At 72.9% G+C, this 21,405-nt stretch carries 17 protein-coding genes; 5 read left to right on the forward strand and 12 right to left on the reverse strand.

Annotation, left to right across the window (positions count from 1 at the left end; genetic code table 11):
* Nucleotides 1-22: 22 nt before the first annotated feature.
* Nucleotides 23-919: an MBL fold metallo-hydrolase gene (locus tag OG439_RS14410; RefSeq protein ID WP_326949859.1), complete on the reverse strand. Its 897-nt coding sequence runs from the start codon at nt 917-919 to the stop codon at nt 23-25.
* Between the two features lie 79 nt (nt 920-998).
* Here OG439_RS14410 and OG439_RS14415 point away from each other — a divergent pair, with 79 nt between their 5' ends.
* Nucleotides 999-1,670, forward strand: a complete 672-nt coding sequence (locus OG439_RS14415) for a TetR/AcrR family transcriptional regulator (RefSeq protein ID WP_326949860.1) — start codon at nt 999-1,001, stop codon at nt 1,668-1,670.
* 30 nt (nt 1,671-1,700) lie between these two features.
* Nucleotides 1,701-2,267 (forward strand): cysteine hydrolase family protein, encoded by a 567-nt coding sequence (locus tag OG439_RS14420; protein ID WP_326949861.1) that lies wholly within the window; start codon nt 1,701-1,703, stop codon nt 2,265-2,267.
* A 34-nt stretch (nt 2,268-2,301) separates the two neighbouring features.
* Here OG439_RS14420 and OG439_RS14425 read toward each other — a convergent pair whose 3' ends face one another.
* Genes OG439_RS14425 through OG439_RS14435 form a run of 3 tightly spaced genes read right to left on the reverse strand, consistent with a single transcriptional unit; the run spans nt 2,302 to nt 4,468 of the window.
* Nucleotides 2,302-2,634, reverse strand: coding sequence for an antibiotic biosynthesis monooxygenase family protein (locus OG439_RS14425; protein ID WP_326949862.1), 333 nt, complete (start codon nt 2,632-2,634; stop codon nt 2,302-2,304).
* Between the two features lie 9 nt (nt 2,635-2,643).
* Entirely contained in the window at nt 2,644-3,579 is a 936-nt protein-coding gene (locus OG439_RS14430; protein WP_326949863.1) for a serine hydrolase, read from the reverse strand.
* 10 nt (nt 3,580-3,589) lie between these two features.
* Nucleotides 3,590-4,468 (reverse strand): LysR family transcriptional regulator, encoded by an 879-nt coding sequence (locus OG439_RS14435; RefSeq protein WP_326949864.1) that lies wholly within the window; start codon nt 4,466-4,468, stop codon nt 3,590-3,592.
* 140 nt (nt 4,469-4,608) lie between these two features.
* Here OG439_RS14435 and bla point away from each other — a divergent pair, with 140 nt between their 5' ends.
* The 3 genes from bla to OG439_RS14450 all read left to right on the forward strand — a co-directional run bounded on the left by bla (nt 4,609) and on the right by OG439_RS14450 (nt 7,150).
* Nucleotides 4,609-5,478 (forward strand): class A beta-lactamase, encoded by an 870-nt coding sequence (bla, locus tag OG439_RS14440; protein ID WP_442792334.1) that lies wholly within the window; start codon nt 4,609-4,611, stop codon nt 5,476-5,478.
* Nucleotides 5,479-5,603: 125 nt separating this feature from the next.
* Nucleotides 5,604-6,188 carry a sigma-70 family RNA polymerase sigma factor gene (locus OG439_RS14445; RefSeq protein WP_326949866.1) on the forward strand — a complete coding sequence of 195 codons (585 nt, stop codon included), beginning with the start codon at nt 5,604-5,606 and terminating at the stop codon, nt 6,186-6,188.
* 203 nt (nt 6,189-6,391) lie between these two features.
* On the forward strand, nt 6,392-7,150 hold the full coding sequence (locus OG439_RS14450) for an ATP-binding protein (RefSeq protein WP_326949867.1): 759 nt from the start codon (nt 6,392-6,394) through the stop codon (nt 7,148-7,150).
* 5 nt (nt 7,151-7,155) lie between these two features.
* On the opposite strand, the gene OG439_RS14455 is transcribed toward OG439_RS14450, so the two are convergent.
* The 8 genes from OG439_RS14455 to OG439_RS14490 all read right to left on the reverse strand — a co-directional run bounded on the left by OG439_RS14455 (nt 7,156) and on the right by OG439_RS14490 (nt 21,401).
* The gene (locus OG439_RS14455) at nt 7,156-8,502 is read right to left on the reverse strand and encodes a MiaB/RimO family radical SAM methylthiotransferase (protein WP_326951549.1); all 1,347 of its coding nucleotides are present in this window, start codon (nt 8,500-8,502) and stop codon (nt 7,156-7,158) included.
* A 26-nt stretch (nt 8,503-8,528) separates the two neighbouring features.
* Nucleotides 8,529-8,825 (reverse strand): hypothetical protein, encoded by a 297-nt coding sequence (locus OG439_RS14460; RefSeq protein WP_326949868.1) that lies wholly within the window; start codon nt 8,823-8,825, stop codon nt 8,529-8,531.
* 113 nt (nt 8,826-8,938) lie between these two features.
* Entirely contained in the window at nt 8,939-9,571 is a 633-nt protein-coding gene (locus tag OG439_RS14465) for an NAD(P)H-dependent oxidoreductase (protein ID WP_326949869.1), read from the reverse strand.
* Nucleotides 9,568-10,506: a TauD/TfdA family dioxygenase gene (locus OG439_RS14470; protein ID WP_326949870.1), complete on the reverse strand. Its 939-nt coding sequence runs from the start codon at nt 10,504-10,506 to the stop codon at nt 9,568-9,570. Before OG439_RS14470 ends, OG439_RS14465 begins: the two co-directional genes overlap by 4 nt.
* The gene (locus tag OG439_RS14475) at nt 10,503-11,771 is read right to left on the reverse strand and encodes an ATP-grasp domain-containing protein (RefSeq protein WP_326949871.1); all 1,269 of its coding nucleotides are present in this window, start codon (nt 11,769-11,771) and stop codon (nt 10,503-10,505) included. Before OG439_RS14475 ends, OG439_RS14470 begins: the two co-directional genes overlap by 4 nt.
* On the reverse strand, nt 11,768-13,030 hold the full coding sequence (locus OG439_RS14480) for an ATP-grasp domain-containing protein (protein WP_326949872.1): 1,263 nt from the start codon (nt 13,028-13,030) through the stop codon (nt 11,768-11,770). Before OG439_RS14480 ends, OG439_RS14475 begins: the two co-directional genes overlap by 4 nt.
* On the reverse strand, nt 13,027-18,426 hold the full coding sequence (locus tag OG439_RS14485) for a non-ribosomal peptide synthetase/MFS transporter (protein WP_326949873.1): 5,400 nt from the start codon (nt 18,424-18,426) through the stop codon (nt 13,027-13,029). The genes OG439_RS14480 and OG439_RS14485 overlap by 4 nt, the downstream gene beginning before the upstream one ends.
* Nucleotides 18,423-21,401 (reverse strand): non-ribosomal peptide synthetase, encoded by a 2,979-nt coding sequence (locus tag OG439_RS14490; protein WP_326949874.1) that lies wholly within the window; start codon nt 21,399-21,401, stop codon nt 18,423-18,425. The genes OG439_RS14485 and OG439_RS14490 overlap by 4 nt, the downstream gene beginning before the upstream one ends.
* Nucleotides 21,402-21,405: the final 4 nt, after the last annotated feature.

The following is a 21,405-nucleotide window of genomic DNA, read 5'->3' on the forward strand; positions in this document are numbered from 1 at the left end:
CGCGCCGGGCCGCGTGGAGCTTTCAGCCCGCCGAGTGGAAGGCCGTGGCCGCCAGGGCGATCCACTCGGGATTGTCCCACTCCGGCCAGCGGGCCCGCGCGTCCTCGTCGACCTTCGCCGCCGTCTCCGCCGCGGACGCGCCGGCGGTCTTCAGCCGCGTCACCTCGGCTTGGACGTGCTCCAGGTAACCGCGGATCTCGTGCAGCAACGTGACGTCGGCGATTTCACCGTGCCCGGGGACCACCACTTCCGGGGCCAGCTCCGCCATCCCGCCGAGTGCGGCGATCCAGCGGGCGCCGTCGAAATCGGTGTCGTGCGGCGGGAAGTACGGCGCGATCGGGAACATCCGCGTCTCCGCGAGGTCGCCGGTGAACAGCACGCGGCCGTCGACGAGCACCGTCTGGTCGCCCGCGCTGTGCGCCGGGCCCCACTCCCGCAGCACCACCCGGTGGCCGCCGAGGTCGAGCTCCGCCCGGCCCTCGTAGACGACGTCCGGGTCGACGAAGGTGACGCCGTCCAGCTCGGCGGCGATGGCGGGGCCGAGGCCGCTGAACCTCCGGACGTACCCGGCGCCCTTGCGGGCCAGCTCGTCGCGCTGCGCGCGGTTGGCGACGATCGTCGCCGCGCCCGCGAACACCTCCGCGCCGAAGCCGTGCTCCGGATGGAAGTGCGTTGTCGTCAGGTACAGCGGCCGTCCCTTGGCGAGCTGCTTCGCTTGCGCCAGCACGTATTCACCGTTGCGCCGGCCGAGGCCGGTGTCGACGACCAGCGTCGCCCGGTCGCCGACGACGAAGCCGATGTTGGGCACGAGCGGCACCCGGTTGTCGCGCAGGACGAAGACGCCGTCGGCCACCTCGACCGGCTCACCGCCCACGATCGGCGGCGCCGCCTTCGTCACATCGGGCAGGTCTGCGGTCATGTCCGGGCTCCCATCTGATCGGTGTTCAGTTTCTGATCTGAACATAGTACAGATTCTGAGCGGTGTTAAGATCGACGTCATGACCCGGGAGCGGTACCACCACGGAGACCTGCGCGGCGCGCTGCTCGACGGCGCCGAAGCGCTGGTCCGCGAGCGCGGGGCCGACGGCTGGAGCCTGCGGGAGGCGACGGTGCGGATCGGGGTCAGCCCGAGCGCCGCCTACCACCACTTCGCGTCGCGGGACGCGCTGGTCCGCGCGTTGTCGGACCGGCTGGTCGCCCGGCTGGGTGAACGCATGAGCCGGGCCGCCGCGCGGGCCCGGGGCGGCCCGCGGCACCGGCTCGTCGCGGCCGCGCGCGACTACGTCCGCTGGGCGATCGAGGATCCCGCGGTCGCCGGGCTGATCTTCGCGGCGCACCGCGCCGAACCCGGCGAGCCGGTCTCGCCGCACCCGCACGACGTCTTCGCGGCCGAACTCGACCGGCTGGCCGAAGAAGGCGGTTTGCCCGCGTCGGCGCGGCCCGGGGCGGAGATCGTCGTCTGGTCGGCGATGCACGGCCTGGCCACGCTCCTGGTCGACGGCCTCGTCCGGTTCGACGGCCCGCGGGCGATCGATCGCCAGGCCGAGCGGCTGATCGGGGCCGTGCTGACCGGACTGGAGCAGGAACCCGAACCGTCGTCTTCGTGGCCGCTCCCCCGGACTTCGCACACCGAGCGGAAAGCGCGCGAAAATGTCGGTGGTCCCGCTTAGAGTGGTCGCGACCAAGCTCCGGGAGGGACCATGACCACACTCACCGACCGTCCGAACACCGCGCTGCTCGTCGTCGACGTGCAGAACGGCGTGATGCGGGAAGCCCACGACCGGGAGGCCGTCGTCGCCAACATCGCGGCGCTGGTGGACAACGCGCGCTCGGCCGGCGTCGACGTCGTGTGGGTGCAGCACACCAGCGACGAGCTGCCGCGCGACAGCGAGACGTGGCAGTACATCCCGGAACTCGTCCGCCGCGACGCGGAACCGCTGGTGCACAAGACGTACGGCGATTCGTTCGAGGCCACCGACCTCGAGGCCGTGCTGGCCTCACGCGGTGTCGGCAGGCTGGTGGTCGCGGGTGCGCAGACGGACGCGTGCATCCGCTCGACGCTGCACGGCGCGATCGTCCGCGGCTACGACGCGACGCTGGTCGCCGACGCGCACACCACCGAAGACCTGTCGGCCTACGGCGCGCCGGTGCCCGGGCAGGTCATCGCGCACACGAACCTGTACTGGCAGTACCAGACAGCGCCGGGCCGGACCGCGGGCACGCTGAAGACCGAGGAGGTGGACTTCGGGGTGAAGGCCACAGTCTGACGCGGCTCGGTCTGACGCGCGCGGCGGCTTGCCCTCACTCGCGCTCGAAGCCGTAGGCGCGCTCCACCTTGGCGACCTCGATGCGGTAGTCCGCGTACCACTGCTCCCGGCCCCGCCGCTGGGCTTCGAGGTGCTCCGGGTGCTGTTTCCACGCCGCGATCGACTCCGCGTCGCGGTAGTACAGCACCGTCAGCTCGCGGCCGTCGGCGTCGGTCGTGGACTCGCGGCCCAGGTAGCCCGGCTGGGCGCGGCCCAGCTCGGTCATGCGGTCGTCCATCGCCGCGTAACCGTCGAGGTGGTCGGCGTCCAGCTTGCTGCTGACGATCACGGCGTAGTACGGCGGTTCGGGTCTGGTGAAGGAGGACACCCGCGGAGCCTAGGCGCCGGAAATCCCGCGCCCAACCGGTTTTCCGGCCGCGCGCAGGTGGTCCCGCAGCGCCCGCGCCACCCGGGACATCAGGACCTCCGCCTCGGGCTGGAGCACGGCCGGGACCAGGGACTCGGTGAGGGCGACGACGCCGAACGCGCGGCCGTCGGCGTGCTCGACGACGCCCGCTTCGTGCCGCAGGTTCAGCAGGGTGCCGGTCTTCGACGACCACTTCGACGCGTCCGTGGCGAAGTCGGGGGTCAAGCGGTGCCGCAGGACGTTGAGGCCCATCAGCTCCCGGACGCCGGCCGCCACCGCGGGGTCGATCTTCGACGGCGTCCACAGGGCCTGCAGCAGGTCGAGCAGCGCCCGCGCGGACGCGGAGTTCGCGCGGGTGACGTCGAGCTGCGCGAGCCGGTGGCCCTGGCCCGCCGTGGCCGCGCCGATGGCCAGTGCGTGGGCCAGGTCGACGTCGCCGGACTCGAAGCGCTCGGCCGGGGTGTCGATGAGGTCGCGCATCAGGTGACGCACGGCGATGCCGGGCACACCCCACTCGTCCAGCACCCGGGTGACCTCGGCCGGCGGAGTCAGCTCGAACAGGACGTCGGCTGCGGCGCCGTCGCTCAGGGACGTGCTCAGGTAGACCAGGTCGTCGACGGCGACGCGGGCCGGATGGCGGAACCGCGTCAGTCCGATCGGGCCGGGGGTGGTGACGCCGCCGGGCTCGACCTCCACCTGGGTCGCGCCGTCGAGCTCGCCCCGGCGGATCCGCTCCAGGGTCACCGCCGCGAGCGGGACCTTGACCAGCGACGCGATCGGGAACACCCGGTCCGGGTCGATCCCCAGCTCCTGCCCGGACGTCAGGTCGCGGACCAGGAACGAGCCGCGGAGCCCACCGTCGGCCAGATCGGCCCGCAGCTCCCGGACCAGCGTTTCGGTGCTCAACCCCGCCCCCTCAGATCCCGGCGGCGCCGAGACATCGCCCGACCGCCGCCCACAGCCCGGTGCGCAGCCGGTCGGCGTCCTCTCCCAGCGCGGCGGTGACGTCGAAGCCGCGCGCGAGGTCGATCTCCCCGATCGGCCGCCACTGTAGCCCGAGGTCGGCGGCCTGCGCGGCCGAGCACAGCAGCAGGTCCGCCGAGCCGTAGACGTCCGCCGCCGCCGAGGTCAGCGACGCGGCCACGGCGACCTGGGCGGGTTGCAGGCCCACAGCGTCGCGGGTCCGCAGCACGCGGTCGCGCACGTGCGGGACGTCGTCCTCGGGCTGCAGCCAGACGCGCCGCCGCGCGCCACCCGACCGGCCGGCACGCAGGGTCTCCAGGTGCACGACCCTCGCCGGCGGCGTCGCCACGCCGGCCAGGCCCAGCGGGACGGCCCACGCGCCCTCCTCGGCCGGGACCGCGACGAGCGCGGCGCGCACCTCCTGGGTGCGGACGAGCTCGGCCCGCTCCCCCGGCGCCGCCGCGCGGAACTCCAGGTGGACCTCCAGCGCGCGGGCTTCGGCGGCGAGTTCGGCGAGGTCCCGGACGCCGCACGTGTCCGGGACGGCCACCCGCATCGGCCGCAGCCGCGCGCGCCGGGCGTCGTGTTCCATCGCCTCGGCCAGCCGGACGAGGCGTTTCGCCGGGGGCAGCATGTCGCGGCCGAACGGGGTGAGCGTCGCCCGGCGGGTCGACCGGTCGAAGAGCCGCTCGCCGAGGTGGCGTTCGAGCGCGGCGATGCGGCGGCTGGCGACCGGCTGCGGGATGCGCGCGAGCGCCGCGCCCGCGGTGAAGCTCCCCGCCTCGCTCACGCTCACGAACGCTCTGCAGCCGCCGACCAGGTCCACGACCACACTCTATGCGATTGTGGCATCAAACCCTTCATTTCCGTCTTGGACAGCATGGACGGACGCGGCGAGACTGCGGTAGCCGATCAAGACCGAAAGGAAGTGCCGTGTCGTTCCCCCACGTCAGGAAGGCCGCGCTCGCCGCGATGGTGCTCGTCGCACTGACCGCCTGCGCCGCTCCGGAAGCCGCACCCGCGGCGCCCACGCCGTCGTCCCGACCGGCTTCACCGCAGGTCGTGCCGCAACCGGACTTCGCGCCGCTCGAAGCCCAGTTCGACGCCCGGCTCGGCGTCTACGCGGTCGACACCGGCACCGGCCGCGAAGTCACGCGCCACGCCGACGACCGCTTCGGGTACGCCTCGACGCACAAGGCGTTCTCCGCGGGCGCGGTCCTGCAGCGCACCAGCCTGCCGGGGCTCGAGAAGGTGCTCAAGTACACCAAGGCCGACCTGCAGGAGTACTCGCCGGTCACCGAGAAGCACGTCGACACCGGCATCTCCCTGCGCGACGCGATGGACGCCGCCCTGCGCTACAGCGACAACACCGCCGCCAACCTGCTGTTCCGCGAACTCGGCGGGCCGGCCGGGCTCGGCGCCGCGCTGCGCGGGATCGGCGACACGACCACCCACGTCGACCGGACCGAGCCCGGGCTCAACGACCTCGCGCCCGGCGACATCCGCGACACCAGCACCCCGCGCGCCATGGCCGCCAGCTTGCGCGCGTTCACCCTCGGCTCGGCACTGCCGCCGGAGAAGCGGACCGTGCTGACCGGCATGATGCGGGCCAACACCACCGGCGGGGCGCTGATCCGGGCGGGTGCGCCGGCGGGCTGGGCCGTCGCCGACAAGACCGGCACCGGCTCCTACGCCACGCGCAACGACATCGCCGTCGTCTGGCCGCCCGGGCGGGCGCCGATCGTGCTCGTGGTCCTGTCGGACCGGAAGACGCCGGACGCGAAGTCCGACGACCGGCTGATCGCGGCCGCCGCCAAGCTCGCCCTCGACAGCCTGCGCTGAACGGTCCACAAAGGACTCGAAGGTCGATCTTCCGTTACGCTGAACGGGACCACGCGAGCCGTCCCGGACCCCGATGGCCGAGCGCGCCGGGGTCTTCCGTCCCGGCGCCGACCCGGGAGACCACCGTGGGACCAGCTCCGCCGCCGGACATCGTGCTGGTCCGGGACGCGCTCGGCGGCGACCACGAGGCGGTGCAGCAGCTCTTCCGGCTGCTGCGGCCGATCGTGCTCGCCTACTGCCGCAAGCGGCTCGGCCGCGAGAACGCCACGACGACGGCCGAGGACTGCACCCAGGAAGTGCTGTTCGCCGTGCTCGTGGCCCTGCCGCGCTACCCCTACCGGTCCGACAAGTTCCTGTCGTGGGTGTTCGGCATCGCGGCGCACAAGACCGCCGACGTGCACCGCGACCGCAACCGCAGCCACGAACGCTTCACCCCGCTCCCCGACCCCGAAGCGGCGACCGACCCGGCCTGGCGCCTCCCGGCGGCGGCCGACGACTTCGCGGCGATCGAAGAGCACCTGCAGGTGCGGCGCGTACTGAACCGGCTGCCGCGGCACTACCGCCAAGTGGTGACGTTGCGGGTGCTGCTGGGTTATTCCGCCGGGGAAACGGCGGAGCTGCTCGGCATGCCGAGCCCTGAAGCGGTGCGGGTGACCCAGTTCCGCGCGATCCGCCGGCTGCGCCGGGTGATCCGGTACGCCGCGGTCTGACGAAATCCGCGGTGAGGACACCCAATCTGGCGGGGATAGTTCCCTTGTGCAGCAGCCGATCGCGGTGAGGGGCAACCCGAGTTCGTCGTTACGGAGTAAACCGGGCACCGCGATCACGACTAGCGTGGCTTCATGGAGTCATCCGTGGGGTCCCCTGGGGCGAGCGCAGTGCGACGACACGCCGGGCGGGCCTGACGGACTTCGTGCCCTCCGGACTGACGCTGCGCCTGACGTCGCGGCCCGGCAGTGCCCTGGTGACCGTCAGCGGGGAGCTGGACCTGCCCGGCTACGCGTCCCTGCGGGACGGCCTGCTCAAGGTCGCGGCCGACACGCCGCCGGGCATCGTCGCCGACGTCAGCGCGCTGACCATGGACGAGCTCGCGCCGGCCAGCGTCTTCCCGCTGGTCGCCCGGCGCATCGACGGCTGGCCGGGCATCCCGCTGTCCCTGGTCACGAACCGGCGGGCGCACGCGCGGTTGTTGCGCGCCTCGGGCATCGACCGCTTCGTCGCGGTGCACCCGGACGTGGAGACTGCCGAGCACCACCAGAGCACGCCGATCCGGCACCGGGTGGCCCGGACCTTGCCCCGCACAGCAGGTGCCGCCCCGCTGGCCCGCTCGTTCGTCCGCGAGCTGGCCGGGCGGTGGAACGTGCCCGAACTGGTCTACGACGGCACCCTGATCGCCGGCGAGCTGGCCGACAACGCCGTGCGGCACACGTCGTCGATCCCGGAGGTGCGGCTGGACCTGCGCCGGGGGTTGCTGACCGTGGCGGTCGCCGACGACGACCCGCGGCCCGCGGTGCTGCTGGAGCGGCCGGACGTGCGCAGCCCGGGTGTCGGCCTCGCCATCGTCGCGCACGCGGCGACGGTCTGGGGCAGCAGCCGCCGGTGGTCCGGCGGCAAGGTCGTCTGGGCGGTCCTGACCTCGGCCCGGCACCGCGAGCGCGGCGAGCCCGTCTGAGGCCCCTACGCCGACAGGAGCCGCGCTTCGAGGTCGGGGCCGTCGGCGCCGACGACCTCGGCCCGGACCAGCTCGCCCGCCGCCGGTGCCGTCCCGGCGAACGTGACGGTCCCGTCGACCTCGGGTCCCTGGTGCGCGGCCCAGCCGCGTTCGGCGGGCCCGACCAGCACCTCGACGACCGAGCCGATCCGCTCTGCCGCGCGCCGGCTCCCGGTTTCCTCCGCCAGGAGCGACAGCTCCTCGACGCGCGCCGCGAGCACGTCGGCGGGCACCTTGCCCGGAAGGTCGACGGCTTCGGTGCCGTCCTCGTCCGAGTAGCCGAACACGCCGGCGACGTCCAGCCTGGCCTCCTCGAGGAAGCGCTTGGCCTCGGCGAACTCGGCGTCGGTCTCGCCGGGGAAGCCCGCGATGAAGTTGGACCGCACGCCGGCCTCCGGCGCGACCGCGCGGATCTTCTCCAGCAGCTGCAGGAACCGTTCCCGGTCACCGAAGCGGCGCATCCGGCGCAGCACCGACCCGCTGGCGTGCTGGAACGACAGGTCGAAGTACGGCGCGACGCCGGGTGTCCCGGCGATCGTTTCGAGCAGGCTCGGGCGCAGTTCGGCGGGCTGCAGGTAGTTCACCCGCACGCGGTCGACGACGGCGGTGAGCCGCGGCAGCAGCTTCTCCAGGGCCTGCAGGTCGCCGAGGTCCTTCCCGTACGACGTCGAGTTCTCGCTCACCAGCACCAGTTCGCGGACGCCGTGGCCGGCCAGCCATTCGGCCTCCGCGAGGATCTCGGCCGGCGGCCGGGACACGAACGCGCCGCGGAAGCTCGGGATGGCGCAGAAGGTGCAGCGCCGGTCGCAGCCCGACGCCAGCTTGAGCGGGGCGACCGGACCGCCGCCGAGCCGGTACCGCAACGGCCTCGGCCCGCTGGCCGGACCGTGGCCGGGAACGGACGCGGTCACCGCGGCGGGCCGCTGCACCGGCGTGATCGGCAGCAGCAGCCGGCGGTCCTGCGGGGTGTGCGCGGGGTGCACGCGCCCGTTGACGACGTCCTCGAGGCGGGCGCCGATCTCCGGGTAGTCGTCGAAGGAGAGCACGGCGTCGGCCTCGGGCACCGCGTCGGCGAGTTCACGGCCGTAGCGCTCGGCCATGCAGCCGACGGCGACCACCTTCGCGCCCTTGCCGGAGGCGGCGAGGACCGTGTCGATGGACTCCTTCTTCGCGGCTTCGATGAAGCCGCAGGTGTTCACGACGACGACGTCGGCTTCGGCGCCCGGTTCGGCGAAGCGCCACCCCGACGCGTCCAGGCGCGCGGCCAGCTCGTCGGAGTCGACCTCGTTGCGCGCGCAGCCCAAGGTGACCATCGAGACGGTGCGCACGTCGGCCACCGTCAGGACACGACGATGGTGCCGTGGCCCGACTGGTCGCCGCCGGCCGACACGACGACCGAGTCGCCCTTGGGCCCGTCGCCGATCGCGTTGGTCTGGACCAGCACCGGTGCGTCGACCGCGGGCGTGACCACGCTCAGCGGCAGGTAGGCGGTGATCACCAGCCCGCTCGCCAGCAGCACGCGGGCGACCCGGCGGCGCCGGTCACCGGTTTCCCGGACGCTGACGCAGGTGCCCCACTGCCGGCCGGCCGGCGCTTCCGGCGTGCTCCCCTGACGACGACGACGTTCTTCGGCCATACGCTCGAGTTTGCTCACGGTTCCCCCTCGGTGAATCCGGTTGCCGGACGGCCCGAGAGTCGCACGCCGCGCGAAAGCCGCTCAAGGTCTTCACCGGAATTGGCCGGAACCGGTCAGCGACCGCCGAACAGCCGCGTGACCTCGCCTTCGACGTCGTCCAGCCACCGCGCGCGACGGTCCGCGCGGGCGTCCGCGACCACCCGCAGCACCAGCCGGGTCACCGCCGGCTCGCCGAGGTAGGGCGCGAGGCAGCGGCGCCAGATGGCGTCGAGCGGGTCGCCGAACAGGGTCCGCTCGCGGTCCTCGGGGGTGTCGGAGGTGTTGACGACGAACAGGTGCTCCAAGGCGAGCAACGACTCGGGGGCGCCGCCCGCGTCGTCGAGCCGGTAGGCCACGCCGGGGACCAGGATCCGGTCGAGCCAGCCGCTCAGGATCGCCGGCGGTTTGCCCCACCAGTTCGGGTGGATCGCGACGAGCCCGGCGGCGTCGCGCAGCTCCTCGCGGTGGCGGCGCACCAGCGGATCCGGTTCGGCGGCGAGGAAGTCTTCGGCGCCGGTGCCGCTGGTGTAGGCCTCTTCCGCGGTGAGCACCGGGTCGAAGCCCTCGGCGTAGAGGTCGTGGAACCGCACCGGCCGCCCGGCCGCGGCCAGCGCGGCCCGTACCCGGTCGGCGAGCGCGTGGTTGAAGCTGCCCGGCCGGGGGTGGGCCAGCAGGACCACCACCGGCCGGGCGGACGCCGCGGTCATCCGGTCATCGCGACGAGGATGCGGCGCTTGCCGGTGAACGGCTCGCGGCCGTGGGCCGCCAGCATGTTGTTGACCACCATCACGTCGCCGGCCTGCCACGGGAAGGCGTAACTCACCTCGTCGTAGACCTCACGGATCTTCTCCAGGTCCGTGACCGGGATCGGGCGGCCGTCGGCGAAGTAGGCGTTGCGCGGCAGGTCGGCCTCCGGGTACAGCTCCAGCAGCGCCTCGCTGACCTCGTCGCCGAGGCTGGAGACGTGGAAGAGGTTGGCCTGGTTGAACCACACGGTCTCGCCCGTGTGCGGCTCGTCCACAAAGGACGGCCGGACGTGCCGGGTGCGCAGGCCTTCGTCGGTCCACTCCAGGGTCTGGCCGTTGCGGGCGCAGTACTCCTCGACGGCCGCGCGGTCGTCGGTCTGGAACGCCTCCTGCCAGGTGAGCCCGAGGCCTTCGCGGAACGCCCGGGTGTAGGCCACGCCGCCCGCGAACCGCTCACGCAGGTCGGCAGGCAGCAGCCGGAACATGGCCCGGCTGTCGGCGATCGGCGTGGCGCCGCCGGTCGCGGCCGGGGTGTCGCACAGGAAGAACAACCGGGCCGGCCAGTGCGCCGAGTAGGAGTTCTCGTTGTGCATCGGGATCGACTCGGCGGGCGGGTACTCCGTCGAGGTGTAGATGTTGCCGGCCACCGCCGAACGCGGCGTCGAGCGCTCGGTGTAGGTGAGCAGCGCGCCGCCGATCGTCTCGGTGACCCGGTTGAACAGGTCGAGGTCGACCGGCAGGCCGCGCAGCAGGATCGCGCCGTGGTCACGCAGGTGCGCCTGCAACTGCGGCAGGTGCGCCTCGACCCACGCGAGGTCGGGGACCCGGTGGACGGCGATGCGGGTGTGCTCGTTGCCTTCGAGCTGCCCCAGCGGCGCCGCGAGATCGGCGGTCATGACTCCTCCAGTTCGATGCGGATCAGCTTGGTGGCCTCGGCGTGCAGCGCGGCCAGGTCGTCGGCGTCGGCGAACCCGGCGGCGAAGATGTTGACGGCGTAGACCTCCTGGTCGCCGCTGAGCACCTGGCCGGGCGTGACGATGGTGACGACTTCGAGGACTTCGGGCAGGGCGGCGACATCGTCGGTGCCGGTGACGCGCACCAGCCGGCCGGCGCCGTCGGCGTAGACGACCAGGTAGCCCACCGGCACCGGCAGGCCGCGGCCGCGCGCGGGCGGCGGGGTGCCGAGGGCGAGCGAGACGGCCTCGGCGGTGACGTCGATGCCGGTGGCCAGCTTGAGCAGGGCGGGTTGCGCGCCGCCGGCCGGGCGGCCGGCGTTCACCTCGACGACGGTCGGGCCGCGCCGCGCGTCGTCGATGATCTCGACGTGCGCGCAGGTGTTGTCGAGGCCCAGCGCGCGAACGGCGTCGAGCACCGCTGCCTTGATCGCCGCCGCACGCTCTTCGGGCAGGTCGAGCGGCGGGCAGACCATGCCCAGCTCGAACTTGCGCTCGTCGATCAGCGTCTTGTCCACGATCCCGACGGCCTCCGCGACGCCGTCGCGGATCAGCACGTCCACCGCGTATTCGGGACCTTCCAGCAGGCCCTCGACCAGGAAGACCCGCAGCGGGTCGATCGATCCGGGCAGAGTCCGGTGGTAACGCGCGTCCGGCGACCGCGGGAGCCGGGTCGCGAGCAGGTCGTGGGCCGCGGCCAGCTCGTCCACTGTGGACACCGTGCGGACCAGGGTGCTGGCCGCGCCGTTGACCGGCTTGACGATCGCCGGGAGCCCGACCGTTTCGGCGATCTTCGCGGCGTCGGCCGGGTCGGCGAACAACGCGCACGGCGGGCCGGGCAACCCCGCCTCGGCCAGGGCCTTCCGGACGGCGAACTTGTTGTGCGCCACGACGAAGACGTCGGCCGGGCAGCGGGCGACGCCAAGTAGCTCGGCCACCCGGGCGGTGCTCGCGATGATCCCCTCGGCGGAGGTGAGCACTCCCCCGGGTTCGGGGTCGCGTGCCCGGATCGCCTCGGCGACCGCCGGCGCGTCCCGGACGTCGTCGACGATGACAAAACCGTCGACGATCGCCGTCAGCTCGGCGCGCTCGGCGTCGTCCAGGGCCTCGGTGACCAGTTCGGCCTGGAAGCCTTCCCGGCGCACGGCCGCGACGACGTCCTGGATCCAGTGCCCGCGGGTCTCGCGGACGACGAACGCGGTCTTCACGAGACCTCCAGCCGGATCAGCTTGCTCGCCTCGGCGTGCAGCGCCACGAGGTCGTCGTGGCCGGCGAACCCGGCGACGACCAGGTTCACCGCGTACGTCTCCTGCTCGTCGGTCAGCACCTGGCCGGGCGAGACCGTGGTGACGACGTCGACAACCTCAGGCAGCGCGGCGACCTCGTCGAGCCCGCCGATGCCGGTCAGCGTGCCGGAGCCGGTGGCGTAGAGGATCAGCATCCCCAGCGGGATCGGCAGTTTCGCCGGTTCCCGCGCGGGCGGCGGCGCGCCGAGGGCCAAGGCCGTCAGCTCCGCGAAGACGTCGACGCCGGTCCGCAGCTTGGCCAGCAGCGGCATGATCGAGCCCGCCGGGCGGCCCGCGTTGACCTCGACGATCGTCGGGCCGCGCCGCTCGTCGTCGATGATCTCGACGTGCGCGACCGTGTTGTCCAGGCCCAGCGCTGTCACCGCGGCGGACGCCGCTTCGCTGACCAGCGCGGCCCGCTCGTCGGTGAGCCCGGCGGGCGGGCAGGACAGGACCAGCTCGAACTTGCGCTCGTCGATCAACGGCTTGTCGAGGATCTCGACCGGCTCGGGGACGCCGTCGCGGATCAGCACGTCGACGGCGTACTCCGGGCCGCGCAGGAACCCTTCCACGAGGAACGTCTTCGCCGGGTCCAGCGCGCCCAGCGGGCGGTGGTAGCGCGGGTCGGCGGACTCGGGCAGCCGTAACGCCAGCAGCTCGTACGCCGCGGCCAGCTCGTCCACTGTGGACACCGTGCGCACGAGGTTGCTGCCCGCGCCGTTGACCGGCTTGACGATCGCCGGAAGCCCGACCTCGGCCGCAACAGAGGCGGCATCGGACGCCGACGAGATCAGCGCGAACCGCGGTCCGGGCAGCCCGGCCGCGGCGAGGGCTTCCCGGACAGCGTACTTGCTGGCGCACCGGGTGAACGCCGACGCCGGGCCACGCGCCACGCCGAGCAGCTCGGCGACCCGGGCGGTGCTCTCGATGGCGCCGTCGGAGCCGGTGAGCACCGCCGCGGGCGCGGACGTGATCTCCCGGATCTTGGCGGCGACGGCTTCGGCGTCGTAGACGTCGTCGACAGCCACCACGTCGTCCACCAGCGCGGCGAGCGACGTCCGCTCCGCCGCGTCCACCGGCGGGGCGAGCAGGACCGCGCGGTGGCCGGCCGCGTGCACCGCGGCGGCGACCTCGCCGACCCAGTGCCCGCGCGCTTCCCTGATCAGCACCACGACACTCACGCCGTCTCCTTCCCGGCGAGCTTCCGCTCTCGTACCTGCGCGCCGACCAGGTCGTCCGGCAGCGAGTCCGGCACCTCGGTGTCGAACCGGCGCAGCAGCTTGACGGCGAACCCGCCGACGTTGATCAGCAGCAGGATCAGCGCGTAGACGACGTACACGAGCCCGACCCCGCGGCCTTCGCCGGTGCCGAGCACCGAGCCGACCGATCCGGCGAGCGCGCCGCCGGGAGCCAGCAGCGGCGAGAACCAGCCGACGGCCAGCGGTGCCAGCACGGCGAACCCGATCGGCAGGGTGGACCAGGTGATCGTCTGGTTGATCGCGAACACCCGGCCGTGGTAGCGCTGCGGCACCTTGACCTGCACGAGCGTCGCGTAGATGCCCTGGGACACGGCCATCGCCGCGGCCAGCAGGAACACCCCGGCGGCGACGACGATCAGCGACGGCCGCAGGCCCATCACCAGGCAGCCGAGCGCGATGCCGACATTGCCCGCGAGCACGCCGACCATCCGCCGCTTGCGCGGCCCGCCCCACAGCGCCATCCCGATGCCGCCGACCACCGCGCCGACGGCCTCGGCCAGCGCGACCTGCGCGACGTCGGTGACCGTGCCGAACGAGAGCACCAGCGGCGAGACGAGCACCAGCGCGGGCGCCAGGAAGACGTTGGCCAGCGCGAAGTACAGCAGCATGGTGCGGAAACCGCGGTGGTTCCACGAGTACTTCAGCCCGCCCGCGATCGCCGTCAGCAGCGGTTCGCGCGGACGCCAGCCGAGCAGGTCCGGGAACCGGACGAACAGCAGGCTGACAATGGCGAAGGCGTAGCTCACCATGTCGAGGACCAGGATCCCGGACAGCTGGATCGCGGCGAGCAGGCCGGCGGCGATCACCGGCATGAGCAGCTGCGCGAAGCCGTTGGACAGCTGCGCGAGCCCCATCGCGTGGCCGAGGTACTGCTTGGGCACGAGCTGGGCGACCGACGACTGGTAGGCGATCCGTTGCAGCGATCCCGCGACCGACCCGAGCGGGATCAGCACGTAGATGAACCAGAGCTGCAGGTTGTCCGCGACCAGCAGCAACGCGAGCACGAGCTGGATGAGCCCGGCGACCGCGCTGGCCGCGATCATGATCTTGCGGCGGTCGCCGCGGTCGACCAGGGCGCCGGCCACCGGCAGGATCAGCACGCCGCACATCAGCGCGAGGGCCCAGAGGAGGCCGAGGTCGGTGACCGAGCCGGTGCGGGTGTAGAGCCAGATCGGCACCGCGAACGACGTCAGCGCCGAACCCGTCGAGGAGACCAGCTGGCCGATGGTGACCGTGACGAACCGGGCCATGCTCGGCGGCACCACGGGCTTCTCGTCCACGTCGGCCTGGTGCGTGTCGTGCACCGCCCAGCCCGCGTCCTCGCCCCGCTTCGAGACGTGCAGGTCGCCGGGGTCGTCCAGTGCGGGGTGGACGCGGGTGATGATCTCGGCCAGTTCGTCCGCGCGGTAGCGGAGGAAGAAGTGCCCGGCCTGGTCCAGCACGACCAGGGCGGTGCGGTCGGTGAGGAACTCCCACTCGCGGTAGCGCTCGGCGTAGTAGTCGGTGACCGGGTCCTCCGAGCCGACGACCGAGATGATCGGCGCGCGCAGCTTGGCGACGCGGGCGTCGAGCAGGCCGCTGAAGTACTCCTCGGCGGCACGGCTGTCGGCGCGCATGTTGCTGATGATCCGGTCGGCCTGGTCCGGGTCGAGCTCCTCGGTGTCGACGCCCATGCCCTTGAGCCAGTCCGCGTAGTACCGGTTGCTGCGCAGCTTCTCCAGCTTCGTGCGCAGGGTGCCGACCGCGCCCTTGATCCGCGCGAACGGGAAGATCGCGCCGATGTGGACGACCTCCAGCTCGCGGCCGCGTTCCTCCAGCCGGCGGGCGACGCCGACGGCGAGCGCGTTGCCGACACCGCAGTGACCGTAGATGGCGAGGGGCCCGTCGATCCGCTCGAGGACCTCGTCGGCCAGCCGCTCGACCAGGTCGTCGAACGGCACGGCCTCCTCGGTCAGGCCGACGTCGTGGCCCGGGATCGCCACCGAGTACAGCGAATACCCGGCGGGCAGCGCGTCCGCGAGGGGCTGGTAGACGATCGCGCTGCCGCCGCCGTACGGGAAGCAGACGTAGGCGAGCGTCCGCTGCTTGACGGGCTTGGTCAGCTCGTAGAGCAGGTGCCCGGAGTCGTCGCGGTCGCCGTCGAGGAACGCCGCCAGCTCCCGGATGGTCCGGTGCTGGAACAGGTCCATCACGCCCGCTTGGTGCCCGGCCTTCGCGATCCGCGCGACCACCTGGGTGGCCAGCATCGAGTGGCCGCCGAGGTCGAAGAAGTCGTCGTCGACACCCAGCTCGTCGACCTTGAGGACGTCGCGCCAGATGTCCGCGAGGAGGATCTCCAGGGGCGTCGACGGGGTGACGAGTTCCGTGCTCGCGTCGCGGCTCGCGACCGGCGCGGGCAGGGCCTTGCGGTCGAGCTTCCCGTTGGGGGTCAACGGAAGTTCGTCGAGGGTGACGAACGACGGCGGGACCATGTAGTCCGGCAGGGTGAGCTTCAACGCCGTCCGCAGCGTCCCGGCGTCCGCGTCGCCGACGACGTACCCGACCAGGCGCTTGTCCCCCGGCGTGTCCTCGCGGACGAGCACCACCGCGTCGCGGACGCCGTCCTGCTCACGCAACGCCGTCTCGATCTCGCCGAGTTCGATGCGCAGGCCGCGGAGCTTGACCTGGTGGTCGATGCGGCCGAGGAAGGCGACCGTGCCGTCCGGGCGCCAGTGGGCGAGGTCGCCGGTGCGGTACATCCGTCCACTGTGGAACGGGTCCGGGACGAACTTCTCGGCCGTCAGCTCGGGCCGGTTGTGGTAGCCCAGCGCCAGGCCGACACCGGCGATGTGCAGTTCACCGGGGACGCCGACCGGGCACGGGTTTCCGCGCTGGTCGAGGACGTAGATCCGCAGGTTGCGGATCGGCGCGCCGATGGGCACCGACGCGACGTCGGCCAGCGCCTCGGGGGTGCAGTGCCACGCCGTGACGTCGATCGCGGCTTCGGTCGGGCCGTAGAGGTTGTGGAGTTCGCAGTGCGGCAGCCGGGTGGTGAACTCCCGGGCCGTGACCAAGGGCAGTTCCTCACCGCTGCAGACCACGCGACGCAACGACGTCACCGAGTCGATCTCCGGCTCCGCGAGGAACAGCGTCAGCATCGACGGCACGAAGTGGGCGGTCGTGATGCGCTCGGAAACCAGCAGGTCACGCAGGTACGCCGCGTCCTTGTGGCCGCCCGGCTCGGCCAGCACCAGCCGGGCGCCGGCGGTGAGCGGCCAGAAGAACTCCCAGACCGAGACGTCGAAGCTCGCCGGGGTCTTCTGCAGGACCGCGTCCGTGCCGTCGAGGCCGTAGGCGCGTTGCATCCAGTCGAGGCGGTTGACGATGCCGCGGTGGCCGTTCGGCACGCCCTTCGGCCGTCCGGTGGAGCCCGAGGTGTAGATGACGTACGCCGGATCATCCGGCCCGGCTAGCGCGTCCAGTGTGGACTCGGGGCCGGTCAGATCGTCGAGGACGACGACGGTCGCGTCGCCGGGCGGCAGGGTGTCGCGCAGCGCGGCCTGGGTCAGGACCACCGGCGCGGCCGCGTCGTCGAGCATGAACGCGAGCCGGTCGGCCGGGTACTCCGGGTCGAGGGGAACGTACGCACCGCCCGCCTTCAGCACCCCCAGCAGGCCCGCGACCAGCTCGAACGACCGGTTCGCGAAGACGCCGACCAGCGCGCCCGGGCCGACGCCCAGCTCACGCAGGCGGTGCGCGACGCGGTTGGCGCGCGCGTCCAGTTCCCGGTAGGACAGGGACTCGTCGCGGAAGGTCAGCGCGGGCGCGTCCGGCGTCCGGGCGACCTGCGCCTCGACCAGGCCGTGGAGCGTGCCCGTCGGGATCTCCCCCGCCGTGTCGTTCCACCGGTTCAGCACCAGGTCCCGCTGGTCACCCAGGAGATCCAGTTCGGACACCGCCCGCGTCGGGTCGGCGACGATCGAGCGCAGCAGCGTCACCAGGCGGTCGGCCATCCCGGCGACGGTCTCCGCGGCGAACAGCGCGGTGTTGTGGACGAACTTGCCGATCAGGCCGGACTCGATCTCGATCGCGTGGAACTCGAAGTCGAACCGGGTGGCGGGCAGGTCCATCGGCAGCCAGCGGAAGTCCACTGCGGACTCACCCGCCGCGGCCATCCGGCCCATCTCGTAGTTCTGCAGCGCGAACATCGCCTGGAACACCGGCGAGCGGCTGACGTCCCGCGGCACGCCCAGGGCGTTGACCAGGCGTTCGAAGGGGACGTCGGCGTGGTCGAACGCGTCGAGCACGTGCCGCCGGGTCCGGTCCAGCAGCTCGGCGAAGCTCGGGTCGCCGGCCAGCTGGGCGCGCAGCGGCAGCATGTTGATAAACATGCCGATGACGCCTTCCAGCTCGGGCAGCCCGCGCCCGGCCGACGACGACCCGACCGCGAAGTCTTCCTGCCCGGAGTACCGCGAGAGCAGCAGCTGGTAAGCCGCGAGGAGCGTCATGAAGAGCGTGACGCCGTGTTCGCGGCTCAGCTCGCCGAGTGCCCGGGCCAGGTCCTTCTCGACGAAGAACTCGTGGATGGCGCCGTCGAACGTCTGGGTCGCCGGGCGCGGCCGGTCCGTCGGCAGCTCCAGGGGCTCGACGCCGCGGAGGGTCTCCTGCCAGTGGTCCAGCTGCCGGTCGAGTTCGGTGCCGGTGAGCGTCCGGCGTTGCCAGTGCGCGAAGTCGCCGTAGCCGATGGTCAGCGCGGGCAGGCCGGCGGCGGTGCCGTGGTAGTGCGCGGCGAGGTCGCGCAGCAGCAGGTCGACCGACCAGCCGTCGCCGACGATGTGGTGCGTGCAGACCGCGAGGAGGTGCTCGTCGTCGCTGATCCGGACCAAGGTGGCGCGCAGCAGCGGGCCGTCGACCAGGTCGAACGGCTCGGCCGCGGCGGCGTCGACCGCGGCCCGCGCGGCTTCCTCGTCGCCGGCGTCCACAAGGGACAGCGGCACGGTGGCGACCGGTTCGAGGCGCACGGACGGCTGCCCGTCCTCCCCCGCCGGGAACCGCATCCGCAACGCCTCGTGCCGGACCGGGAGGGCGTCGAGGGCGGCCTGCAGCTGCCGCTGATCGACGCGGCCGGTGAGGCGGATCGGGATCGGGATGTTGTACGACGTGGTCCCGGGCGCGAACTGCTCCATGAACCAGACGCGTTCCTGCTGGTAGGACAGCGGGACCGGGTCGCCGTCCGGGCGCGGGGTGATGGTCGCGGCCGGTTCGGCGCGCCGGCGCAGCCGTCGTTCCAGCAGGGCCCGGCGCGCGGCGGCGCTGCTGGTCTCGTCGATCGTCGTCACGCCTGCTCGCTTTCGGCCAGCTGGGCCCGGACCTCTTCGTCGCTGAGCTGGTCGAGGTCTTCTTCCAGCCGCCGTTCGACCTCGGCCGCGAGGCCCGCCACCGTGGTGAACGAGAAGAGCCCGCGCACCGGCAGTTCGACGCCGACCTGCTTGCGGATCCGGGCCATCGCGCGGATGGCCAGCAGCGAGTTGCCACCGTGGGCGAAGAAGTCGTCGTGCACCCCGAGCTTCTCGACGCCCAGGAGTTCGCCGAGCACCTCGGCGACCAGCTCTTCGGCCGCGGTGCTCGGGGCGACGTACTCCGTCTCCGCGCCGAGCTGCGGATCGGGCAGCGCGGCGCGGTCGAGCTTGCCGCTGGCCGCGACCGGCAAGGCGTCCAGGGTGACGAACAGCGTGGGCACCAGGTACTCCGGCAGGCTCGCCCGCAACATCTCCGCCGCGCCTTCGGCGATGCCGACGACGTACCCGACGAGGGTGCCTTCGCGGACGGCGACGGCCGCGTCCCGGACGTCCGGCAGTTGCCGGAGCGCGGCTTCGACCTCGCCGGGCTCGATGCGGTAGCCGCGCAGCTTGACCTGGTCGTCGGTGCGGCCGAGGTACTCGAGGGTGCCGTCGCGGCGCCAGCGGGCGAGGTCGCCGGTGTTGTACATCCGGCCGAACGGGCCGTCGGGGAAGCGTTCCGCGGTCAGCTCGGGCAGGCCGAGGTAGCCGTCGGCGAGCTGCGCGCCGGCCAGGTGGAGCCGGCCCGCGACGCCCGGCGGCACCGGCCGCAGCCGGTCGTCGAGGACGTAGACACGGGTGCCGGGGATCGGGCGGCCGATCGGCACCGGGCCGTCGACCGGACCGTCGAGCCGGTGGGCGACGCAGCCGACGGTCGCCTCGGTCGGGCCGTACTCGTTGGTGACGGTCGCGGCGAAGTCGCGCACGACCTCGCCCATCAGCGCCTCACCACCGAGCACCAGGTCACCGGTGGGGTACGACTCCTCCGGCAGCACGGCGAGGTGCGTCGGCGTCGCCTTGACGAAGTCCGGCCGCCCGGAGTCCACAATGGACCCGCCGGCGGTGAGCGGGCCGAGCAGCGTCGTCACGGTCAGGTCGAACGACGCCGACGTGTGCAGCAGCGCCCGGCCGCTCAGGCTCGGGTACGCCTCGCGCGCCCAGCCCAGGTAGGTGGCCAGGGCGCGGTGCCCGACCTCGACGCCCTTGGGGCGCCCGGTCGAGCCGGACGTGTAGATGACGTAGGCGATGCCGGCCGGCGCGGGCGGGTTCTCCGTGGACGAGTCCGCCCACACCGCCGGGTCGCTCAGGTCCAGGGTCTCGGCGTCGAGGGTGACGCCGCTGGTGAGCACGACGCGGGCCCCGGCGTCGGCCAGGACCAGGGCCTGCCGCTGCGCCGGGTTGGCCGGGTCGAGCGGAACGTAGGCGGCGCCGCTCTTCAGCGCGCCCAGGATGCCCACGACCAGGTCGGCCGAGTTCGGCGCGCACACGCCGACCACACCACCGGTGCCGAGGCGGTGCGCGACGCGGTTGGCCCGCGCGTTCAGCTCGGCGTAGGTCAGGCGCACGCCGCCCAGGTCGACCGCCACCGCGTCCGGGGTCTGCGTCACCTGCTCCTCGAAGCGCGCGACGACCGGCGGAGCGTCCGAAGTGGACGTTCCGCTCCACTCCAGCACCTGGACGCGCTCGGCGTCCGAGAGCAGCGGGAGGTCCGCCACCGGCGTCGCGGGATCAGCGACCGCCGCCGAGAGCAGGCCCAGGAACCGGGCCACCATGGACTCGGCCGTGGCCCGGTCGAACAGGTCGGTGCGGTAGAGCAGGCGGCCGTCGACCGCGGTCAGGTCGATCGCGACGTCGTCCTTGGCGGTGGCGTAGCGGACCGGCTCGATGCCCGAGTCGGGGATGAAGTTGAACCCGATCTGGTAGAGCGCCTGCACCGCCGGGTCACGCTCGGGACGGACGGCGTCGGCGACCAGCTGGAACGGCACCCGCCCGTGCTCGATCGCGTCCAGCACCGCCGTGCGGACCCGGCCGACCAGGTCGGCGAACGACGGGTCACCGCCGAGGTCGACGCGGATGGCCAGCTGGTTGACGAACATCCCGATCAGCGGCGCCAGCTCCGGCAGGTCGCGCCCGGCGACCGGCACGCCGACGACGACATCGTCCTGGCCGGACAGCCGGGACAGCAGCGCGGTGTACCCGGCCAGCAGCACCATGAACGGCGACGCCGACAGCTCCCGGCCGACCGCGCCGGCCTGCGCGAGCAGGCCGGCGGGCAGGTCGAAGTCGACCTGGTCGCCGGCGAACCCGAACTCGGCGGGCCGCGGCCGGTCGGTGGGCAGGCTGTGCACGGGCGGGAGCCCGGCCAGCCGCTCGCGCCAGTACGCCAGCTGGGCGCGCACCAGCGGCAGCTGGCCGCGCTGCCAGGCCGAGTAGTCCGGGTACTGGATGGCGAGGTCGGGCAGCTTCGGCAGCCGCCCTTCGGCGACGGCGTCGCAGGCCTCGTTCAGCTCGCTCGACAGCACCGGCACGGACCCGGCGTCGAACACCGTGTGGTGCACGACGAAGGTGAGCAGCCAGTCGGTGTCGGCCAGGCGGCACAGCTGGGCCCGCCACGGCGGCGCGGTGTCGAGGGGGATCGGGCGGCGGGCGATCGCCTGGGCCAGCTCGGCGGCGCGCGGTTCACGCTCGCCGGCCGGGAGGTCACGCAGGTCGTGCACCTCCGGCTCGATCGGGACGTGCTCGTGCACGACCTGGACGAGCGCGCCGTCTGCCATCCGGAACGCGGTGCGCAGTGCCTCGTGCCGGCCGACGATCACGCCGATCGCGGCCCGCCACTGCGACTCGGTGAGCGGCAGGTCCTGCCGCACCTGGCACGGCAGGTTGTACACCGGCGAGGCGGGGTCGAGCTGGTTCGACAGCCAGATCCGCTCCTGCCCGAACGAGGCCGGGAACGTCCATTCCTTCGTGTCGGTCATGTCT

Origin of the sequence: Amycolatopsis sp. NBC_01307, assembly GCF_035975215.1 — a bacterium.
GTDB lineage: Bacteria > Actinomycetota > Actinomycetes > Mycobacteriales > Pseudonocardiaceae > Amycolatopsis.